We start from the raw sequence: 16886 nt of genomic DNA, 5'->3' as shown, positions 1-16886 counted from the left end.
CGGGTCCCGTGTGGGTGGGGGAGAGGCGACCGACCGGCCGTGCGGGTCCCGTGTGGGTGGGGGAGAGGCATCAGCGGGCCTCTCGTTTCCAGGGTGGGCCGCGGCGGGCCTTGGCCATTTCCCTGAGGCCGGCCGCCAGCTCGCCGTCATGCTTGAAGTGCGACTCCACCGACCCGAACAGCGACCAGCTGCTGAGCTGCGACCGCGCCCAGGCGTCCAGGTCGGGTACGGTCGCCGCCGCCAGGTGGAGGCGGACCGCGACCTCCAGCAGGGCCATCTGCTCGTCGCGGCCCCTGCGGCCGTCCAGCCAGGCGCGCGTCAGCCCGGCTCGCCCGGCCTGCGGCGACTCCTTGACCACCTCGGCCCTGAACCTCGGATCCCGCAGGGTCAGCGCGCGTGCGGCGGCGGCCACCGCCTCGCGGAGCAGCTCCTCGTCCGCGTCCTGGCCGAGGCCCTCCAGCCGCTGGAGCAGCGCCGCCGCGTCCCGGGGCCGGGCGGCCTCGCCGACCCCGGTCGCCAGGAGCACCACCTCGGCGTCCGTGGCGGGGTACCCGGGCACGGTGTCGCGTACCAGCTCGGCGAGCCGCACCACCTCGGGGTCCTCGAAGCCCGTCGCCAGGAACGCACGGATCGGCAGGTCGCTGAGGTGCGGCGAGACGCTCATGGCGTTCCCGAGCCTGCCGACCAGCGCTGAGCATTCGGCGGTGCCGGGCGGGGCCTCCCAGACCGACAGCAGGGCCGCGTCGCGGACCGCCGACAGGTCGTCGTGCACGCCGGAGCCCAGCCTGATCAGCATCACCGTCGCGTCGATCCGCGAGATGCGCTCGCGCCGTACGAGGGAGAGCACCACGGCCGTGCCGGTACGCGGCGCGTGTGACAGGTCGCGCGACTCCAGCCGCGCGCACACCGCGTCCGACAGCATCCGGTGGCGGACGCCGTCCGTCGCCTCCTCCATCCCGTGGACGGCCCCGGCGAGCACGGCCTCGCGCAGGTCGACCGGCACCCGTTCCAGCAGGGGCCCGAGGTCGCCCCTGCCGTCGCGGACCAGCGACCGCGCGGCGCTCCCGAGGTCGGCGGCGGCCACGGGCGCCCCGACCGCGTGGGCGATGCCCGCCGCGCGTCCCAGCTCGTCCAGGTCGCGGGCGGTGGCGAGCGCGCGTGCGGCCTCGCGGCGGAGCGCGTCCCGGGTCTCCTGCCGCCGCGCCGGCCGGGGCGGGGGCAGGGTGTGGTCGCGCAGGGCCAGCACGGCGCACCGCGCGGCGCAGCGTTCCGCGGTGTCGGACGGGGCGAGGTCGCGGACGGCCGAGGCCAGCTCGTAGCCCATCTGGCCGGACATCCGCCCGAGGTCCCGCCACAGCCATTCGGGGAGGTCCCCGGAGAGCGCGCGGGCGATCGCCGCCTGCTCCTCGGCGGTCACGCTCGCATCTCCCCGGCAGAACGCCAGCAGCGCCGCGCCCGTCTCCGGATCGAACCCCGCCGCCCCCGCGCCTTCCACCCCCGGGCCGTAAGCCCCGCGCGCGGACGCCGTGGTCGCCGCCGGGGCGTACGTCTCGCGGCCGGGTGAACCGGGTGAAGTGGCCGTGTCCAGCGCGGGGGCGGCACGTCCGAGTTGTTCTTCCAGGGCCCCGAGCTCGCTGATCGCGTCGATTCCGGCCAGGTCCGACCGGCGCCAGCAGTCCGTCACCGTGCGGGCGAAGCGGCCCAGAGACGCGAGGCGTCCGGGCGAGGGGAAGCGGCCGAGAGGGGGGTGCGCGTCCGGCGGGTCGTCCAGCCGTACGACGGCGGCGTCGATGTCGGACGGCATCCAGACGTCCGGGGTCGTGCCCACGATCACGTAAGGGGCGGTGCCGGGATCGGCGCTGTAGGTCAGGAACGGCAGACGGGCCGCCACCGGCCACGGCAGGGAGTACGAGATGACCGCGATCCACCGCACGATCTCCTCGACGTCGGCGGAGACCAGCACGAGGCGGCCGTGCCCCCGCGAGAGCGCCGTCCCGACGATCTCAAGCAGGACGCCGAGCCGCGTGTAGGCGGCCTCGCCCCCGCGCGCGAGCCAGGCGGCGAGCGACTCGGGGTCCACGCGGTCGCCGGGCAGCGGGTCGGCGAGCTCGGGCAGGGCCGTACCGGGAGGCGCGGGGACGTCCGACCACAGGGACGCCTGCCAGAACTCGACCGGCCGCAGCCCCGTCAGCTCCCCGGGGCCGGCGACGACGGCGTGGCCGAGGAAGTTGCCGTACCGGCCGGAGTAGTCCTGGCCGAGGTAGACGCAGCGGGTGAGCACGCTCAGCTCGCCCAGCGTGCCGTACGCCAGGGCGACGGGCAGCTCGGCGACCTGCGCGGGGGTCGGGGCGAGCGGGGCGTCCGGCGGGGGCTTGTAGGCGAGGTACGCGGCGACCTTGCCCGCGAGGCCCGGGGGAAGCCCGGGCGACTCGGCGACGAACTGGAACCCGGCGCGCCCGGACGGCCCGGCCTCCGCCGAGGTGTAGTGCAACTGCCACGCCACCACCCCTCACCCCCGCCCACGATCAAGCGCACCGAACCCCCGAGACCGAGAACCCCGCATCCCGACCCCGCGGAACCGGAAACCGCAGGTGGGGGTCATCTGCGGGCTCCGGTGAGCATGCCGAATCTGTACAGGAGCCACAGCAGGGGATCCTCGACGCGGTAGGGGCGGATGCCTCCGGGGCCCACCGCGTCGCGCCCGGGGACCCCGCCCAGGGCCGAGAGCCCGAACAGCGCGAAGTCGGTGAAGTGCTGACGCAGGTAGCGGTCGACCATACCCGCCTGCCACTCGTCCAGCAGGGCCCTGACCTGCTCGTGGACCGCCTCCCTGTCGTCCAGGTCGAGCGTGCCCGAGGGGGTGCGCGCCCGGTGCAGGGCCGACTGCGCGTCCATGCCCTCCTGCAGCGCGTCGATCTTGCTGAGTGCCACCGCGACGGGTACCTTCAGCCGCCCCGAACCGGCGCGGTCGCGCAGCAGCTCGGTCACCCGGCTGATGACGTTGATCGGGTCGCTGTCGGGGTCGCCCGCGTTGACCCCGCTCCCGGCCTGGGCCGGGCCGCTCAGCGAGGCCTTGGCCCCCGGCAGCTCCATCGGGTCGACCAGGAAGATGATCGCGTCCGCCGCGTTGAGGTAGCGCAGGTGCGTCTCGGTGGACTCGCGGCTCCGAAGGTCCTCGCCCGCGGTGTCGAACAGCACCAGGGTCAGCGACATCGTCCTGGTGCGCAGCCGCCCGGGCACCGTGCGGGTGAGCAGGTACACCAGCGGGTCGCGCGGCTCGGTCGCGGCGGGACGCGTGGTGCTGAGCAGCCGCTGCTCGCCGTAGAGGGGACGGGCGAAGTCCTGCTTGTAGCGGGCGATCGTGCGGTCGTCGCAGGCCACCAGCGAGGCGTCCAGCTCGGCCCCGACCCGGTTGGTCAGCTCGTGCAGCAGCACCGCGATGTAGGTGCTCTTGCCCGACCCCTTGGCCCCGACCAGCGCGACGATCCTGCCGGGGTGCGCGCAGTACTCGGCGGGCAGCCGGTTGTGGCACTCGGGGCACGCCCGCCACCCGGTGGAGCGCCCGCAGTCGGGGCAGTCGGCCCGGCGCCCTGGCCTGCGCACCGAGAAGACCGGGGGCAGGGACGCGGCGGCGGGGGAGCCGAGGTACTCGGCCAGGGTCTCGTCCAGCCGCGCGTCACAGCCGCCGCCGCGCCCGGCCCTGCCCGCGCAGCGGAACGCGATGCGGTTGCGGTCGAGCCGGGCGAAGCAGAACGGGCAGGTGATCTCCAAGGGCTCATCCCACCTTCATCCGCCGGACCGGCGGGTCGATCAGGGCCACGTCGCTCCCCGCCCCCTGGGCCCCGCCGTCAGACTCGGCGAAGCAGCGCAGCCAGTACGGCTTGGCCTGCCGCGGCGCGGGGACGGTCAGGCGGGCGGGCACGTCCAGGTCGGTCCATTCGTCCAGCAGGACCCCGTCGTCGGCCGACTTGGGCTGGACGAGGCCGGGCTTGAGCACCAGGACGAGGCGGTGGAGGCGTACGGGCCGGTCGGCGCGCACGTCGACCACCAGCGAGCGCCGCCACGCCGGGCCCTGCTGGCTGAGGTCGTAGTGGACGGGGACGTGCCCGGCCAGCCGCAGGCTCACGGCGGGGCCGCGCAGGCGCTCGCCGTGGATCAGCGACGTGGGCGCCACCTCGACGGTGACGGGCTCCCCCTCGGGGACCTCCAGCCGGACGCCGCCCTGCGCGCTGTATGCGGCGGAGTTGACGATCATGCTGTGCCCGTTCCAGCGCACCTCCACCTCGGGCACGTCCGGCGGCCAGACGAAGCCGACGTAGACCGTGACGCCGCGTCGCTGCGCGGTGAGGCGGGTCGGGGGCGCCAGGTTGACGTGGTCGGCGTGCGCGCCGACCGTGGCCAGCTCGCCGGCCACCGTGACCGCGAGCAGCACGCCGGGGCTGCCTCCCGGGCGGATCGCCTGGCCTTCCCGGGTAGGGAAGGCCGGGATCGCCCGGCTCGCGGCGCGCAGCTCGGCGAGCGAGAGCGTGGTGCCCACCGGCCACGGCGGCGCCGAGTCCAGCGCGACGATCTCCAGGGTGCCGTCCGGCGGCTCCTCGTACCGTACGAGCAGCGTGCCGGGGGCGGTGGGGTCGCGGCGGAGGGTGAACTCGCTCACCGGCCGGGGGCGTCCGCGCGGGGTCACGGTGTGCCGCACGCCGGGGGTGACCACCTCGCCGTCCGGGCCAGGGTAGGCCGCCGAGACGACATAGGTGTGGCTCGTGCCGTTGACCACGTCCCTGTCGCGGAAGCCGGTGTCGTCGCAGGCCAGCGCCCGCCCGTCACGGGTCACCACCACCCGCGCGGCCTCGGGGGGCAGGGACCACCGGCCGGACACCACGCCGTCGCCCGCCGTCACCCGGACGTCGCGCGGCTCGGGCCGCACGATGACCGGGGCCGCCGCCGCGGGCATCGACGCGGCCTCGTCCCGGCGCGCCACCACCGAGTAGGTGACCGGCGTGTTGACCGGGGGACGCTCGTCGCGCGCGGACGGCCGCTCGGTCGTCTCCAGCGGCACGCCGTTCCTGTGCACCTCGTACACGACGCGGCCGGCCCGCGAGGGCGAGGGCTGCCACACCAGGCTCACCCCCTCGTCGTGGAGGTTCGCCCGCACGGCCCGCGCCGGGTGGGGCGCCAGCCGTACGAGCAGCTCCGCCGCGCCGGGCAGGTCGGGCACCCGCTGGAGCGCGTCACGCAGTGCGAGCCACGCGTCGTCGGGGTCCAGGGCGGCCCGCGCGCGGTCCCGAAGCTGCACGGCCCGCGCCAGCCTGGCCCTGACCTCGGTGGCGAGCTCGGCCGCCTCGCCGGTGAGCGCGCCGGGGCCGAGCGCGTCGGCGAAGTCGGCCGCCGCGTGGATCTCGCCGGCGTCGACCAGCTCGCGCAGCCGCGCCGACGCGCCGCTGGCCACGCCGCCCTCCCCGCGCACGGCGAAGATCAGCCTGCGGGCGTCGCCGGGGGCCAGGTCGAGCTCGGTGGTCGCGTGCCGCAGCAGCGTGTCGTCGTAGGGGTGCTCGCGGATTCGCTCGCGCAGGCGGGAGACGATGTCGTACCGGATCAGGACGGACGGGTCGGGGGAGTTGCGCAGGGCGGCCAGCACCGTGTCGGCGCTGATCGTCCACGGCCCCCTGGTGCGGGAGGCCCACCGCCGCTCGACCTCCCCGATGGCGTCCTCCACCGGCCCCGCGCCCGGCACGGAGAAGCCGTCGAGCACCCTCATGTCCGCGCACCGGTCGCCGAAGACGAAACGGCCCAGATGGCTCAGCCCGAGGGTGTCGAGCGCCTCGCGCGCCTTGCCGTACCCGGGGTACGGCGCGGCCTCGGGGAGTGCGTCGGGCTCGCGGACCTCGATGGACCGCTCGGCTGCCAGGCGCACGGCCTCCTCGTGGCCGACGCCGCTCGACCGGGCGATCGTCGCGAGGAGCGCGGGGGACAGCATGCGCAGCCGGCCCGCCGCGTCGTCGATGCGGCTACGGGCGTCGGCCAGCCTGCGCGCCGCCCTGCGCTCCGAGTCGCCCAGCGCCGCGCGGAGCGGCGAGAGGTCGCCCTCGGCGGCGGCCGAGAAGATCGGGGCGAACCGGGCGTGGTCGGCCTCCAGCCGGTCGGCCAGCCGCTTGTACTTGAGCATGCCCCGGGCGCGCCGCCAGCACTGGCGCACCAGCTTGACGGTCTCCGCCACCTCGGTCGCGGTCATCGCCTCGCGCAGCTGGTAGCGGACGCGAAGATCCTCGGGCGGGAGCCCGCCCGCCTCGCGCGCGGGCTCCAGCACCTCGCGGGTGTACCGCTGCTCGTCGAAGGCCATGCGGCCGCCCGGCTAGCTGACCTGGACGCGGGACAGGGCGGCCCGCGACTCGGCCACCTCCTCCTCGGACATGCCGCCGATCTGGATGCGCAGCTCCAGCTCCTCGCCCGTCTCGCGCTCGCGGGAGGTCACCTGCAGCAGGCCGGAGGTGTCGAGCGCGAACGTCACCTCGATCGGCCACCCGGACGGCTTGCCCGGCGGGATCTTCAGGACCCCCTCGGCGATCAGGCCGTTGTCGTCGGGCTCGTCGGACTCGGCCTGCCCCGCCTGCTCCATGACCTCGACGGTGACGCCGGTCTGGCCCTGGTCGATGGTGTAGAACTCCTGCGTCACCGCGGCCGGGAGCGGGTCGTTGGCGTGGACCAGATGCTCGACGCTGCGCCGCCGGGTCTCCTTGTTGGTGACGACGATGCCGAAGGCCCGGGAGGCGACGGTCTTGATGGTGCGCCCGGCGATCTGCTCCTGCTGGTCGGCCGACAGGCCGGCCCGCGCGGCCATGTCCTCGGCCCGCGCGGTCTCGCCGGACAGCAGCAGCCGCCGGTAGGTCTCCTCAAAGGCGTACAGGGCCGCGCCCTTGGCCACCGCGAGGTCGGGGTCCTGGAGGCGGGGGGTGAGCTGGAACTCCTTCTGCAGGACCTCGGTCACCGCCGGCATCTTGGTGGACCCGCCCACCAGCACCAGGTGGTCGTACGCCTGCACGCCCTTGACCGCGGCGGTCTCCATGGTGCGCCGGGTGATCTCCACCGTGCGGTCGAGCAGGTCGCGGGTGAGCTCGGTGAACGCCTCGCGGGTCAGCTCGACCTTGGCCACCCTGCCCTCGTGCACGACGCGGACGGTGTGCTGGGTGCGCGTGGAGAGGGTCTTCTTGAGATCCTCGGCGTCCCGGCGGAGCTGCTGCTCGGACTGCTTGTCGAGCAGGGGGCTCCCCGCGTCGGGGTGCTCGGCCTCGAACCGGTCGGCCAGGTGCTCGACCAGCCGGTCGTCCCAGTCGGCGCCGCCCAGCTCGTGGTCGCCGTCGGTGCAGACCACCTCGATGTTCCCGCCGTGCAGCGTGATCACCGTGGTGTCGAAGGTGCCGCCGCCGAGGTCGTACACCAGGATCGTGTGGTCCTGGTCGGGGTTGAGCACGCCGTAGGTGATCGCCGCCGCGATGGGCTCGGAGACGATGTCGATGACGTTGAGCCCGGCGATGTGGCCGGCCTTGCGCGTGGCGTCGCGCTCGGCCGCGCCGAAGTAGGCGGGCACGGTGACCACGACGTCCTCGACGGGCTCGCCGGTGGCGGTCTGGGCGTCGTCGGCGAGCTTGCGCAGGATGAACGCGGAGATCTCCTCCGGCGTGTACGGCCGGTCATGCCTGACCCGCGGCACATCGTGCCCCATATCTCGCTTTATGCGGCTGACCACGAGATCGGGTTCGAGCACGGCGCTGTCCTTGGCCGTGGCGCCCACCACGACGTTGTCGGGGGACTCGAAGAACACCACCGACGGAGTGGTGTCGGTGCCTTCGAGATTGCGCAGCACCGTCGGCCGCCCGACGTCATCGACAGAGGCGATGCAGGAATACGTCGTACCCAGGTCGATCCCGTAAACAGCCATCGCCTACTCGCTCTCCTTGTTCGTGCCGCCGTCCGTACTGCCGTCACTGCCGTCCTCTGTGCCCCCGGTGTCCGTGCCGGCCCGCCCGACGACCACCGACGCCTTGCGCAGCACCCGGTCGCCCATCGCGAAGCCCTCGACCAGCACCTCCACGACCGTCCCGTCCGCGCCGGAGCCCACCTCGGCCGTACGGGCCGGGCGGTGGAGGGCCGGGTCGTACGCGTCGCCGGGCTCCACGGTGAGGAGCTCCGCGCCCGTACGGCCGAGCACCTCGGCCACTTCGTCGGCCAGCGCCGACAGTAGCGGGCCCGCCAGCTCGGGAGAGGGGGAATTCGGTCCCTGCCAGCGGGTGCCCTCGCGCACGAGCGTGTCGTAGAGCCGGTAGAGGCCCGCCCTCACCGGGGTCAGCGCCTCCTGGAGGAGCCCGTGCCGCAACTGCTGGTTCTCGGCGTGCAGCCGGTCGATGACCTGCTCCCGGTGGGCCGCCCGCTCGTGCTCGCGCCTGACCGTCTCCGTGAGCGCCGCCAGCTGCCGGGTGAGCTCCTCGGCCTGACGCGCGAGCTCCTTGGCGGCGTCGGGAAGACCGGGATCGTCCGGGAGAGTGGAAGGTGGACCTTCCCCGGAGACAGGCTCGCGTGGCTCTTTAGGGGGAGGGGCCATCTATCTCCTAGTGCCGGAAACTTGCGAATTTCTGACGTCTGCAACTCTAGCCATCAAAGACCCTGCCCGGGAGAGATTTAGATGTCCACTAGTGAGTCGTATGTCATGATTGGTTGGTATTCAGAGCACCTTTCGGGGCCGGTCGGCGTGACCGTATACAAGGCCTCACGCGGCGGGCGTCCAAAATTCTCGGCGTAAAGGCGGTGCATCCCATGCATCACATGCGTCCCATGAGTCACATATCTTCTCCATGCGTCGCGAGCAGGACAATGAGGGTCGAGTCGAAGCCGTCTCCGAGGTAAGCGGCAAGGCGCACGTCCGGATCTCGGGATGGTCGCTTCCGCGACATGGAGTACGTGAAGGGTGAGCCGCCCGACGCCAGGCCGGAGCCTCCGGTGGCTTCGACCCTCGGGCGATGGCGATCCGCGGCACCATTGACGCACTACCCGCTCAAATGCTCATATGTTCCGATCTAGCATTGATCTCGTAGCACGCTAACCGGCCTTCCTGCTTACGCTCGCGACCCGGAGCTCATCCCTTATCGCTACAAGAAGGATGCGCCGTAGCGTCGGCACATCTGGCGTCGCCGTACGGACGGTGTCAGGGACCTCACGACAGGCTCGCAGTGAGGGCGCGGAAGATTCTGCCTGCGGCTACGCTTTGTCGCGTGAGGTGGACGGCATGCTGCTGAGATTCCGGGTCGCGAATGTGCGTTCCCTGAGGGATGAGCAGGAGCTGACCTTTGTCGCGTCCCCGGAGGCGCCCGGCGCCCGCAAGGTGGAACTGACGGACGGCACCTTAGGGGTACATCCCCTGATCGGTGTCTTCGGCGCCAACGCTTCGGGGAAGTCCAATGTCCTCGCCGCTCTGAGCGACATGCGGGATGCCGTGGTCTACTCCTACGCGCGTTGGGCCGCGTTCCAGCGCATCCCGCGCCATGTCTTCGAGCTGGACCCCAAGTGCGCTGACGAACCTTCCTTCTTCGAGGTCGACGTCATCCTCGATGGTGTGCGTTGGACGTACGGGTTCGAGTTGGGGGCGGAGCGGGTCGAGTCCGAGTGGGTGCACAGCTATCCTCGGGGTCGCCGTCAGGAGTGGCTGGACCGGGACGCGTCCCGGCACGAGCCCTACCGCTGGCCCGGGAACCGGGTCCGGGACCGCGGCCAACTCGCCCGCCGGACGCGGCCCGACGCGCTGCTGCTTTCCACGGCCGGTACGGACAACCATCCACAGCTCTCCGCGCTATTCCAGTGGTTCCGGAGCAATCTGCGGTTCATCGGTCCGGAGGGAGAGAGGGAGGACCGGGAAAGTTTCACGGCCGAGCGGTTGGAGGGTGAGCAGGGGCCCCGCATCCGGGAGTTGCTGCGGATCGCCGACCTGGGCATTACCGGTGCCGAGGTCGAGCGAGGGGAGGCAGGGCGGTCGCCCGCGGTCCGGCTGCTGCATCGGTCGGCCGGTGGGGGAGAAGTCGCCTTCGACTGGCAGCACGAGTCGTTCGGGACCCGGTCCTGGTTCGCACTGCTGGGTCCGATACTGCTCGCTCTGGACGAGGGCGCGGTACTGCTGATCGATGAGCTGGACGCCAGTCTGCACTCTCGGATGGCGGCCGAGATCATCCGTATCTTCGCCGACCCGGATGCCAACCCGGCGGGCGCGCAGCTCATCTTCACCTCGCACGACGCTACCGTGCTGAGCAGCCCGAGTGGCGAGCGCCTGCTGGCGCCGGAGCAGGTCTGGCTGACCGAGAAGGACGAGGGCGGCGCCACGAAGCTGTACGCAGTGACGGAGGCGGGGCCCGGCGAGGAGGAGAACCTGACGGTTTCGTACTTGGCGGGAGCGTTCGGCGCGGTGCCGGACCTGCTGGAGGGCCAGATCGCCCGGCGAATGGCGGCCGTGCGGGAGGCGGGTCAGCGCTGATGGCCAAGCGAGCGAAGGGCAAGGACGTCCTACTCCCGGCTCAGAAGGGAAACCGCCGCCGGCGCACGGTCTTCGTCTACACCGAGGGCGAGGTCACTGAGCCCGAGTACATCGAGGCGGTCAAGGCGCTGGTGAAGGTGCCTGCCAACGTCCGTATCGCGAATGAGGGGAAGAGTGGATCTGACCGGCACCCCGTCGATCTTGTAGGCAGGCCATCGCGCTGCTGAAGGAAAAGAGACGAGAGGACAGCAAAGCGGGGCTGCCACCGTCATTGCAGACACAGGTCTGGTGCATCTTCGATCATGACGGGCGGGATCGAAATCAGCTCACCAGCCTGCTGCGGGAGGCGGAGAAACACGGGGTGGAGATCGCATTCTCCAACCCATGCTTCGAGGTCTGGCGATTGTTGCATCTCAAATCCGTCAGCGGCACATTCAGTGGCGTCTGTGGCAATGTCGAACAGAGGTTACCCCGCGACTACCACCAGGTACCGGGCGGCATCAAATACGTCGTACCCGAGCAGATCGAGGGCGGGTTCGAGACCGCCAGGAAACGTGCGCTTGAGATGAACGGGCAGCACCCCCAGCACCAGAAGTTGCCCAGCAGGGATCCCTACACCGACGTGTACCGCTTTGTGGATGAGGGCATGGGCGTCATAGCGTACTGAGAGTGACGTTCCCCCACATCTTCGAGCCTGCGGATTCCGCACCGCGCCTAGCCTCGATCTTTCATGAGTGGGCTCTGGTCGCGTAGCGACCACACCCGACCTTGTTCTCGCGGGTGTCCATGCTCGCGGCCCGACTGTCGCGTCGGGTGGCGGGGTCCACGGGCCCGGGTGGTCTCCTTCCAGGGGTCGCCGAGCCTGGTGTGACGCCAGACGTGCTCGTCGACCCCGATCACCCGCACGCCGTTGAACCGGCCAGGGTCGCCGATGAGCACCCGCTGCCCCTCGGCCAGGACCGCGCTGTTGGCGGTGTGCCACGACACCCCGAGCCCGGCCGCGACGCGGGCGATGGTGAGGTGGTCGATGACGATGCTCTCCAGCGCCCACCGCAACCCGCCGCGCGACAGCTTCGCCTTCAGCGGCGCGGCCTTCGCGGTGTCCTGCCGCCAGGTCCGGGCGCACCCGCCGCACCGGTAGCGGCGCACCCGGACCAGCAGGACCGTGGGCCGGTGCCCGAACGGCTCGTGCGCGAGACGGCGCGCCACGGTGCCCCGCAGCACCCCCTCCGCGCCGCACTTGCGGCACCACGGATCTGGGTCGGGCTCCGCGACGCGGCACTCGATCACCGCCCGGCCCGGCTCCAGCCGCTGCCCGACGGCCTCCAATCCGAGCTCCTCGAGCCGTTCTGGCCACGTCAGCGGCCACCTCGTCTGAGGTCCTTCCGCAGGTGGGTTCAGGTGGTGCCGTCGGAGGCTAGTTGGTGCGTGGCGCGGTTGATGGCCGACTCCACCGCGCCGACCCGGTCGGCGAGCAGGCCGACGGCGCCGACGGCCCTGCTCATCGGATCGTCCTCCTGGCCCCCGAGGGCGCGCGCCCGAAGGTAGCCCGCCTTCACCTCGGCCCAGCGCCCCGCCTGCTCCGCGGTCATCGTGCCGCGGAGCTCGGCGAGCTTGAGCAGGTTGGCCTCGGCTCCGCCGGTGAGGGTCTGCGCCTCGCCCGCGTAGTGGTCGTCGATCAGCGCCGCGAGCTCCGCGTCGTCGGTCACGGGCAGCACGCGCTCGGCCAGCTTGTTCATGTCGCGGTAGGAGCCCTGGAGCTGGAACGGCGGCTCGGTGCGCGACGCGTCCGACTGCGCGGCCGAGGCGATGTAGGCCTGGTTGACCGCCAGCACGACCTCCTGGACGCGCAGCAGCCCGCGCAGCACGGCCACGATCTGGTCGAGCTCCACGGGGGAGTACGGGTGGGCGAGCCGGTCGGGCCGTACGGACCGGTCGCCCCTGGCGAGCCGCACCAGCAGCTCCACGTCACCGCTCTCCCTGGTCGACAGCGGCGCGAGCACGGGGTTCGAGGTCAGCGCGTTCTCGATGTAGCTCAGCGCGAACAGGTCTTCGCGGCCCGACAGGACGTCGCCCAGGTTCCACACGTCCGCGCGGTTGGCGAGCATGTCAGGGACGCGGAACCGCCTGCCGGACTCGGTGTACGGGTTGCCCGCCATGCACACCGCGAACCGCTTGCCGCGCAGGTCGTACGTGCGGGTGCCGCCGTCCCAGACGCCCTCCATCCGCCGCTGGGCGTCGCACAGGGAGATGAACCTCTGCAGCAGCTCGGGCGAGGTGTGCTGGATGTCGTCCAGGTAGAGCAGCACGTTGCTGCCCATCTCCAGCGCGAAGGAGATCTTCTCCACCTCCTGCCTGGCGGTCGCGTCCGGCGCCTCGGCCGGGTCGAGCGAGGTGACGGCGTGCCCGAGCGAGGGGCCGTTGACCTTCACGAAGACCAGCCCGAGCCTGCTCGCCACGTACTCCATCAGCGTCGTCTTGCCGTATCCGGGCGGCGAGATCAGCAGCAGGAGCCCCATCTGGTCGGTGCGCCTGCCGTCGCCGACGGTGCCGAGCTGCTTCGCCAGGTTGCCGCCGATCAGCGGCAGGTAGACCTCGTCCAGCAGCCGGTTGCGCACGAACGCGCTCATCACCTTGGGCTTGTACTCTTCCAGCCGCAGCCGGCGCCGCTCCGCTGACACCAGCTCGTCGCGCCGCCGCTGGTAGGCGCGGAAGGCCGGGACGCGCTCGTCGCGGAAGCGCCGGGTGCGGGCGGTCACCTCGTCGAGGCGCAGCCGCAGGCGCCGTTCCACGATGCGCGGATGGGTGCCGAGCAGGCCTTCGACGGTGGCGGACAGGGCGGCGGAGGAGTCGTGGCGGGGGAGCGCGGCGCCGCACAGCTCGATCGCCACCGCCTCCGGAAGGTCGTCCACAGTCCCGCCCGCACCGCCCGTGGCCTCTCCGTCCGCCGTCGCCCCGGCGAGGAGCGAGCCCAGCCACGCCTCGACTAGCTGGTGCCGGGCGGCCAGGTCGTCGCCCAGCGCGCGCAGGTCCTCCTCGAACTCCTTGTACGAGGCGGACCCGGGACCGCCGAGCGCCTCGCGGAACCTCGTGAGCAGGGCCCGGGCGCCGGCGCCCGTGACGAAGCCGGACGGCGTGCCGGACAGCTCCTCGAAGAGGTACTCGGCGGCCAGGCCGGCGTCGGCCCCGCCGCCGGCGCCGCCCGCGCCGTCCAGGAAACCGGTCATGGCGGCCGACAGCTCCGCGCACAGCTCCCCGATCGCCCCGCTCAGGCGGCCGAAGGTCGCGCGCGCCCTGGCCAGCGAGGCGGCCCGCGTCGACCACTTGGCCCTCGCCGCCTCGCCCGCGCCGAACGCCCAGAACAGCTGGGCCGCCGCGCGCTCCGCGGGCGGGTAGCGCAGCAGGGCGCCGCCCGCGTACAGCCGCAACAGGGCTTCGAGGATCGCCGCGGCGTCGTGGTCGTGCACCCCGCGCTCGTAGCCCTCGTCGTAACGGGCCTCGGCCACCCCGCGCACCACCCTGAGCAGGGCGCCGTCGGTGACCGCCGCCGCGTGCAGCGCTTCGAGCGACAGCCCCTCGCGGCCCTGCTCGGCCGCGGAGAGGATCCACGCGGCCAGGTGCTCGGACCGGTAGACCTCGGGCGACTCCGAGACCAGCGACTGCTCCCAGAACGGCCTGGTCGCGGCGAACGCCTCGTCCCGTACGGGGGAGCGGTAGTCGGTCCCCGTCACGGTGAACGCCATCCGGCCGTCGTGGGGGACGAGCGTGAGGTCGAACGGCTGGGTGCTGACGGCGAAGCGGTGCTCGCCGAGCCGTATGGTGTCGCCCCCGTCGCCGTAGAGGTCCCGGCGGTCGCGCAGTGCCCGGCCCGCCTCCTGCCGGGCGGCCTTGATCCGCCCCGCCAGTTCCTCGGCGCGCACCTGGTCGCCGAGCGAGCGCAGCTCGTCCGACACGCCGCGCAGCTTCGCCACCATCGGGTCGGAGGCGAAGTAGGTGTTGACGTCGTCGAGCGATCCCAGGCTCGCGGCCCGGCGCCGCACACCGGAGAGGATCCGCTCCGCCGAGTCGGCCAGGCGGTCGGTCCTGCGCGCCCGCTCGTCCAGCAGCGCCTGCTTGCGGAAGGAGAACGCCTCGTAGACGTCCTCCCGCTTGGAGGTCAGCCGGGCCAGGAAGTCCTCGAACTCGCCGAACCGGGACTCCAGGTTCTCCAGCTGGAGCAGCAGCCTCCCGAGCTGCTCGTCGCACCGCTCGGGGCTGTCCGCCATGGCGAGGGCGCCGGTGACGGCCTGCCCGAGCAGCGAGAACTCCGCCGCGAACTGGGCGCGGCCCTCGACGGCGAGCAGCTCGCCCCTGCGGGCGCCGAGGATGGCCCTCGCGCGGTTCACCCCGCCCAGCACCTCGCCGATCCGCTCCAGGATCGCCGTGCGGGTCGTGGCGTCGGCGATGTCGAGGCTACCGACGACCTCGGTGACGATCTCCAGGCCCTCGGCCTGCTCGGTGAGCCGCGCGCCGACCGGCTCGGCCTCCGCCACGGTCGCCACGGTCGCGGCGTCCTCGGCCAGCCGGTTCACCTGCTCGTGGAAGCCGCCGAAGGCGTCCTCGCCGGAGAGGAACGCGACCGCCCGCTGGGCGGCCCCGTCGAGCTCGGTCGCGAGCCCGGCGGCCAGCTCGTCCACCCGGGCGACGTCGGCGAAGCGCAGCTCCCGTACGGTCATGAGGTTGCCCTGGGCCCTGCGCAGCTCGGCCAGCCTGGTCACCCACTCGCCGGCCGTGGCCGGGGCCTCGCCGTGCAGGCGCCGCACCATCGAGGCGATGCGCGACGCGGCCTCGTCCAGCGTGGCGGTCGCCTGGCCGGTGAGCGCCTGGACCTTCTCGAACTCGTCGAGCACCTGCTCGGCGGCCGCCCGTACGGCCGCCAGCGGGGTGCGCAGGTCGCCGAGCCGGTCGTCGCCGAGCCAGTGGTAGTGGTCGGACATCCGCTCGCAGGCGGCGATCAGGGCCTCGAACACGGCCGTGGAGGGGCTCATCTCCTCGGCCATCCGGCCCACCGACAGCGCGTCCGAGATGCCGCGCACGAGGTCGCCGTTGCCGACCCGCTCCAGCGGCCCCGTGCCGGTGGGCTGCGCGGCCGCGTAGGTGTCGGACAGGTACGGCGTCTGCCAGACCTGCATCGGATGGACCCTGGTCGGCTCCTTGGACAGCTCGCGGAACACCACCAGCGTGCCGTCGTCGAACAGCGAGTATCCGTGGCAGGTGATCGGGCTCGCCACCTGCTTGCGGATCACGTTGTACGGCAGCAGCAGCGTCCGGCCCTCGGTGCGGGCGTGGAAGACGTACAGCACGTCCTCGCCGTTGGTCGAGCGCACCACCCGCTCGTACTCCAGGTCCGCGACGTCGGTGTCGAAGGTCTTGGTGACGCCCGTGGCGAGGTGGTAGCCGCCGGGGAAGATGATCCCCTGGTCCTCCGGGAGGCGGCGGCAGGCCTGCCCGATGCCGTCGAGCCGCACGACGGTCCTGGTCCTGGTGTTGAACACCAGGTGCCGAGCCTCTGTCTCCTTGTACGGCCTGACGCGCAGCAGGATCAGCGGACCGATCCTGGCGTGGTGAATCTCGGCGTCCGCCAGGCTCTGCAGCGGTTCGTCGACCGGCTCGCGGTAGATGCCCTCGCCGGTCTCGGTGTTGTTCTCGATCTTGATGGTCAGGTCGCCGCCGACGGTCTCGACGAACACCTCGCCGCCGATGGAGATGTGCGGGTGCCGGCCGGGCACGTGGTCGTCGCGCGTCGTCTCGGTCCACTCGAAGTCGTGCGACGGCGGGAACACGTGGTCGCGCTCGCCCCGGTCGTCGACGTAGGAGACCGTGCCGTCGGGGGCGGCGTTCCACCGCAGCACCCGCACGTCCTGCGTGCGCGGGCCCGTCTGGAACACCGCGAGCAGCTTGCCTTCGGCCTGCCGGAGCTGCAGCAGGCGGGTCTCCCTGTAGTACCGGTACAGCTCGCCGAAGTCGCGCTCGAAGCGGGGGTCGCGCAGCAGGCCGGGGAGCTCGCCGCCGCGCACGTCCTCGAAGCGGAACGACTCGCCCTCGCGCACGAACCGGTGCAGGGAGAAGACGTCGTCCACGGCCGTCTCCGGCTTCAGCCCGATGAAGACGTTGTAGCCGAACAGCATCAGCCCGCCCGCCGACACGATGTCGCGGGGCACGCAGTTGTTCTCCGTGCGGATCCGCTCGGTGCCGATGAGGCGCAGCTCGGCGCTGCCGAAGACCGCGAGGCGCTCGGCGTTGAGCGCCTCGGCCCGCCTGGCGAGCTCGGCGGCCTGCTCGGACAGCCGCGCTCGCAGCACGTCGTACGTGCCCTGGGGAAGATCGGTCATGAGGG

General features: G+C 72.5%; 9 protein-coding genes and 1 pseudogene. 3 read left to right on the top strand and 7 right to left on the bottom strand.

Features of this window, described 5'->3' with window-relative positions:
* Positions 1 to 70: 70 nt before the first annotated feature.
* From ACOZ38_RS32000 to ACOZ38_RS31980, 5 genes are all read right to left on the bottom strand, one after another.
* Positions 71 to 2503, bottom strand: a complete 2433-nt coding sequence (locus ACOZ38_RS32000; protein ID WP_424534798.1) for a hypothetical protein — start codon at positions 2501 to 2503, stop codon at positions 71 to 73.
* 95 nt (positions 2504 to 2598) lie between these two features.
* Positions 2599 to 3771, bottom strand: a complete 1173-nt coding sequence (locus ACOZ38_RS31995) for a TRAFAC clade GTPase domain-containing protein (protein WP_424534797.1) — start codon at positions 3769 to 3771, stop codon at positions 2599 to 2601.
* A gap of 4 nt (positions 3772 to 3775) precedes the next feature.
* A complete protein-coding gene (locus ACOZ38_RS31990) occupies positions 3776 to 6337 on the bottom strand; it encodes a hypothetical protein (RefSeq protein WP_424534796.1) in 2562 nt (853 codons plus the stop codon).
* A gap of 12 nt (positions 6338 to 6349) precedes the next feature.
* The gene (locus ACOZ38_RS31985; RefSeq protein ID WP_424534795.1) at positions 6350 to 7933 is read right to left on the bottom strand and encodes an Hsp70 family protein; all 1584 of its coding nucleotides are present in this window, start codon (positions 7931 to 7933) and stop codon (positions 6350 to 6352) included.
* 3 nt (positions 7934 to 7936) lie between these two features.
* The gene (locus ACOZ38_RS31980) at positions 7937 to 8593 is read right to left on the bottom strand and encodes a nucleotide exchange factor GrpE (RefSeq protein ID WP_424534794.1); all 657 of its coding nucleotides are present in this window, start codon (positions 8591 to 8593) and stop codon (positions 7937 to 7939) included.
* A gap of 681 nt (positions 8594 to 9274) precedes the next feature.
* Between ACOZ38_RS31980 and ACOZ38_RS31975 the strand changes: the two genes are divergently transcribed.
* From ACOZ38_RS31975 to ACOZ38_RS31965, 3 genes are read left to right on the top strand one after another with little or no spacing between them, the layout of a single operon-like run.
* On the top strand, positions 9275 to 10510 hold the full coding sequence (locus tag ACOZ38_RS31975; RefSeq protein ID WP_424534793.1) for an AAA family ATPase: 1236 nt from the start codon (positions 9275 to 9277) through the stop codon (positions 10508 to 10510).
* Positions 10510 to 10737 carry a hypothetical protein gene (locus ACOZ38_RS31970; RefSeq protein WP_424534792.1) on the top strand — a complete coding sequence of 76 codons (228 nt, stop codon included), beginning with the start codon at positions 10510 to 10512 and terminating at the stop codon, positions 10735 to 10737. Before ACOZ38_RS31975 ends, ACOZ38_RS31970 begins: the two co-directional genes overlap by 1 nt.
* Positions 10738 to 10781: 44 nt before the next feature.
* Entirely contained in the window at positions 10782 to 11177 is a 396-nt protein-coding gene (locus ACOZ38_RS31965) for an RloB family protein (protein WP_424534791.1), read from the top strand.
* 184 nt (positions 11178 to 11361) lie between these two features.
* On the opposite strand, the pseudogene ACOZ38_RS31960 reads toward ACOZ38_RS31965, so the two are convergent.
* Together ACOZ38_RS31960 and ACOZ38_RS31955 are read right to left on the bottom strand one after the other, a co-directional pair.
* Positions 11362 to 11872: pseudogene (locus tag ACOZ38_RS31960) on the bottom strand (ISL3 family transposase); the annotation flags it as partial.
* A gap of 35 nt (positions 11873 to 11907) precedes the next feature.
* Positions 11908 to 16881, bottom strand: coding sequence for a DNA repair ATPase (locus ACOZ38_RS31955; RefSeq protein WP_424534790.1), 4974 nt, complete (start codon positions 16879 to 16881; stop codon positions 11908 to 11910).
* Positions 16882 to 16886 lie beyond the last annotated feature (5 nt).

Origin of the sequence: Sphaerisporangium viridialbum, from assembly GCF_049674955.1 — a bacterium.
In the GTDB taxonomy this organism is placed as follows: domain Bacteria; phylum Actinomycetota; class Actinomycetes; order Streptosporangiales; family Streptosporangiaceae; genus Sphaerisporangium; species Sphaerisporangium viridialbum.
Note: the sequence above shows the minus strand (reverse complement) of the source record. Positions and strands in the feature narration are given on the sequence as shown.

Bases quoted from the DNA above. Each gene is read 5' to 3' on its own strand.
- ACOZ38_RS31970 (WP_424534792.1), top strand. From the start codon at position 10,510: ATGGCCAAGCGAGCGAAGGGCAAGGACGTCCTACTCCCGGCTCAGAAG.
- ACOZ38_RS31980 (WP_424534794.1), bottom strand. From the start codon at position 8,593: ATGGCCCCTCCCCCTAAAGAGCCACGCGAGCCTGTCTCCGGGGAAGGT.
- ACOZ38_RS31985 (WP_424534795.1), bottom strand. From the start codon at position 7,933: ATGGCTGTTTACGGGATCGACCTGGGTACGACGTATTCCTGCATCGCC.
- ACOZ38_RS31975 (WP_424534793.1), top strand. From the start codon at position 9,275: ATGCTGCTGAGATTCCGGGTCGCGAATGTGCGTTCCCTGAGGGATGAG.
- ACOZ38_RS31955 (WP_424534790.1), bottom strand. From the start codon at position 16,881: ATGACCGATCTTCCCCAGGGCACGTACGACGTGCTGCGAGCGCGGCTG.
- ACOZ38_RS31990 (WP_424534796.1), bottom strand. From the start codon at position 6,337: ATGGCCTTCGACGAGCAGCGGTACACCCGCGAGGTGCTGGAGCCCGCG.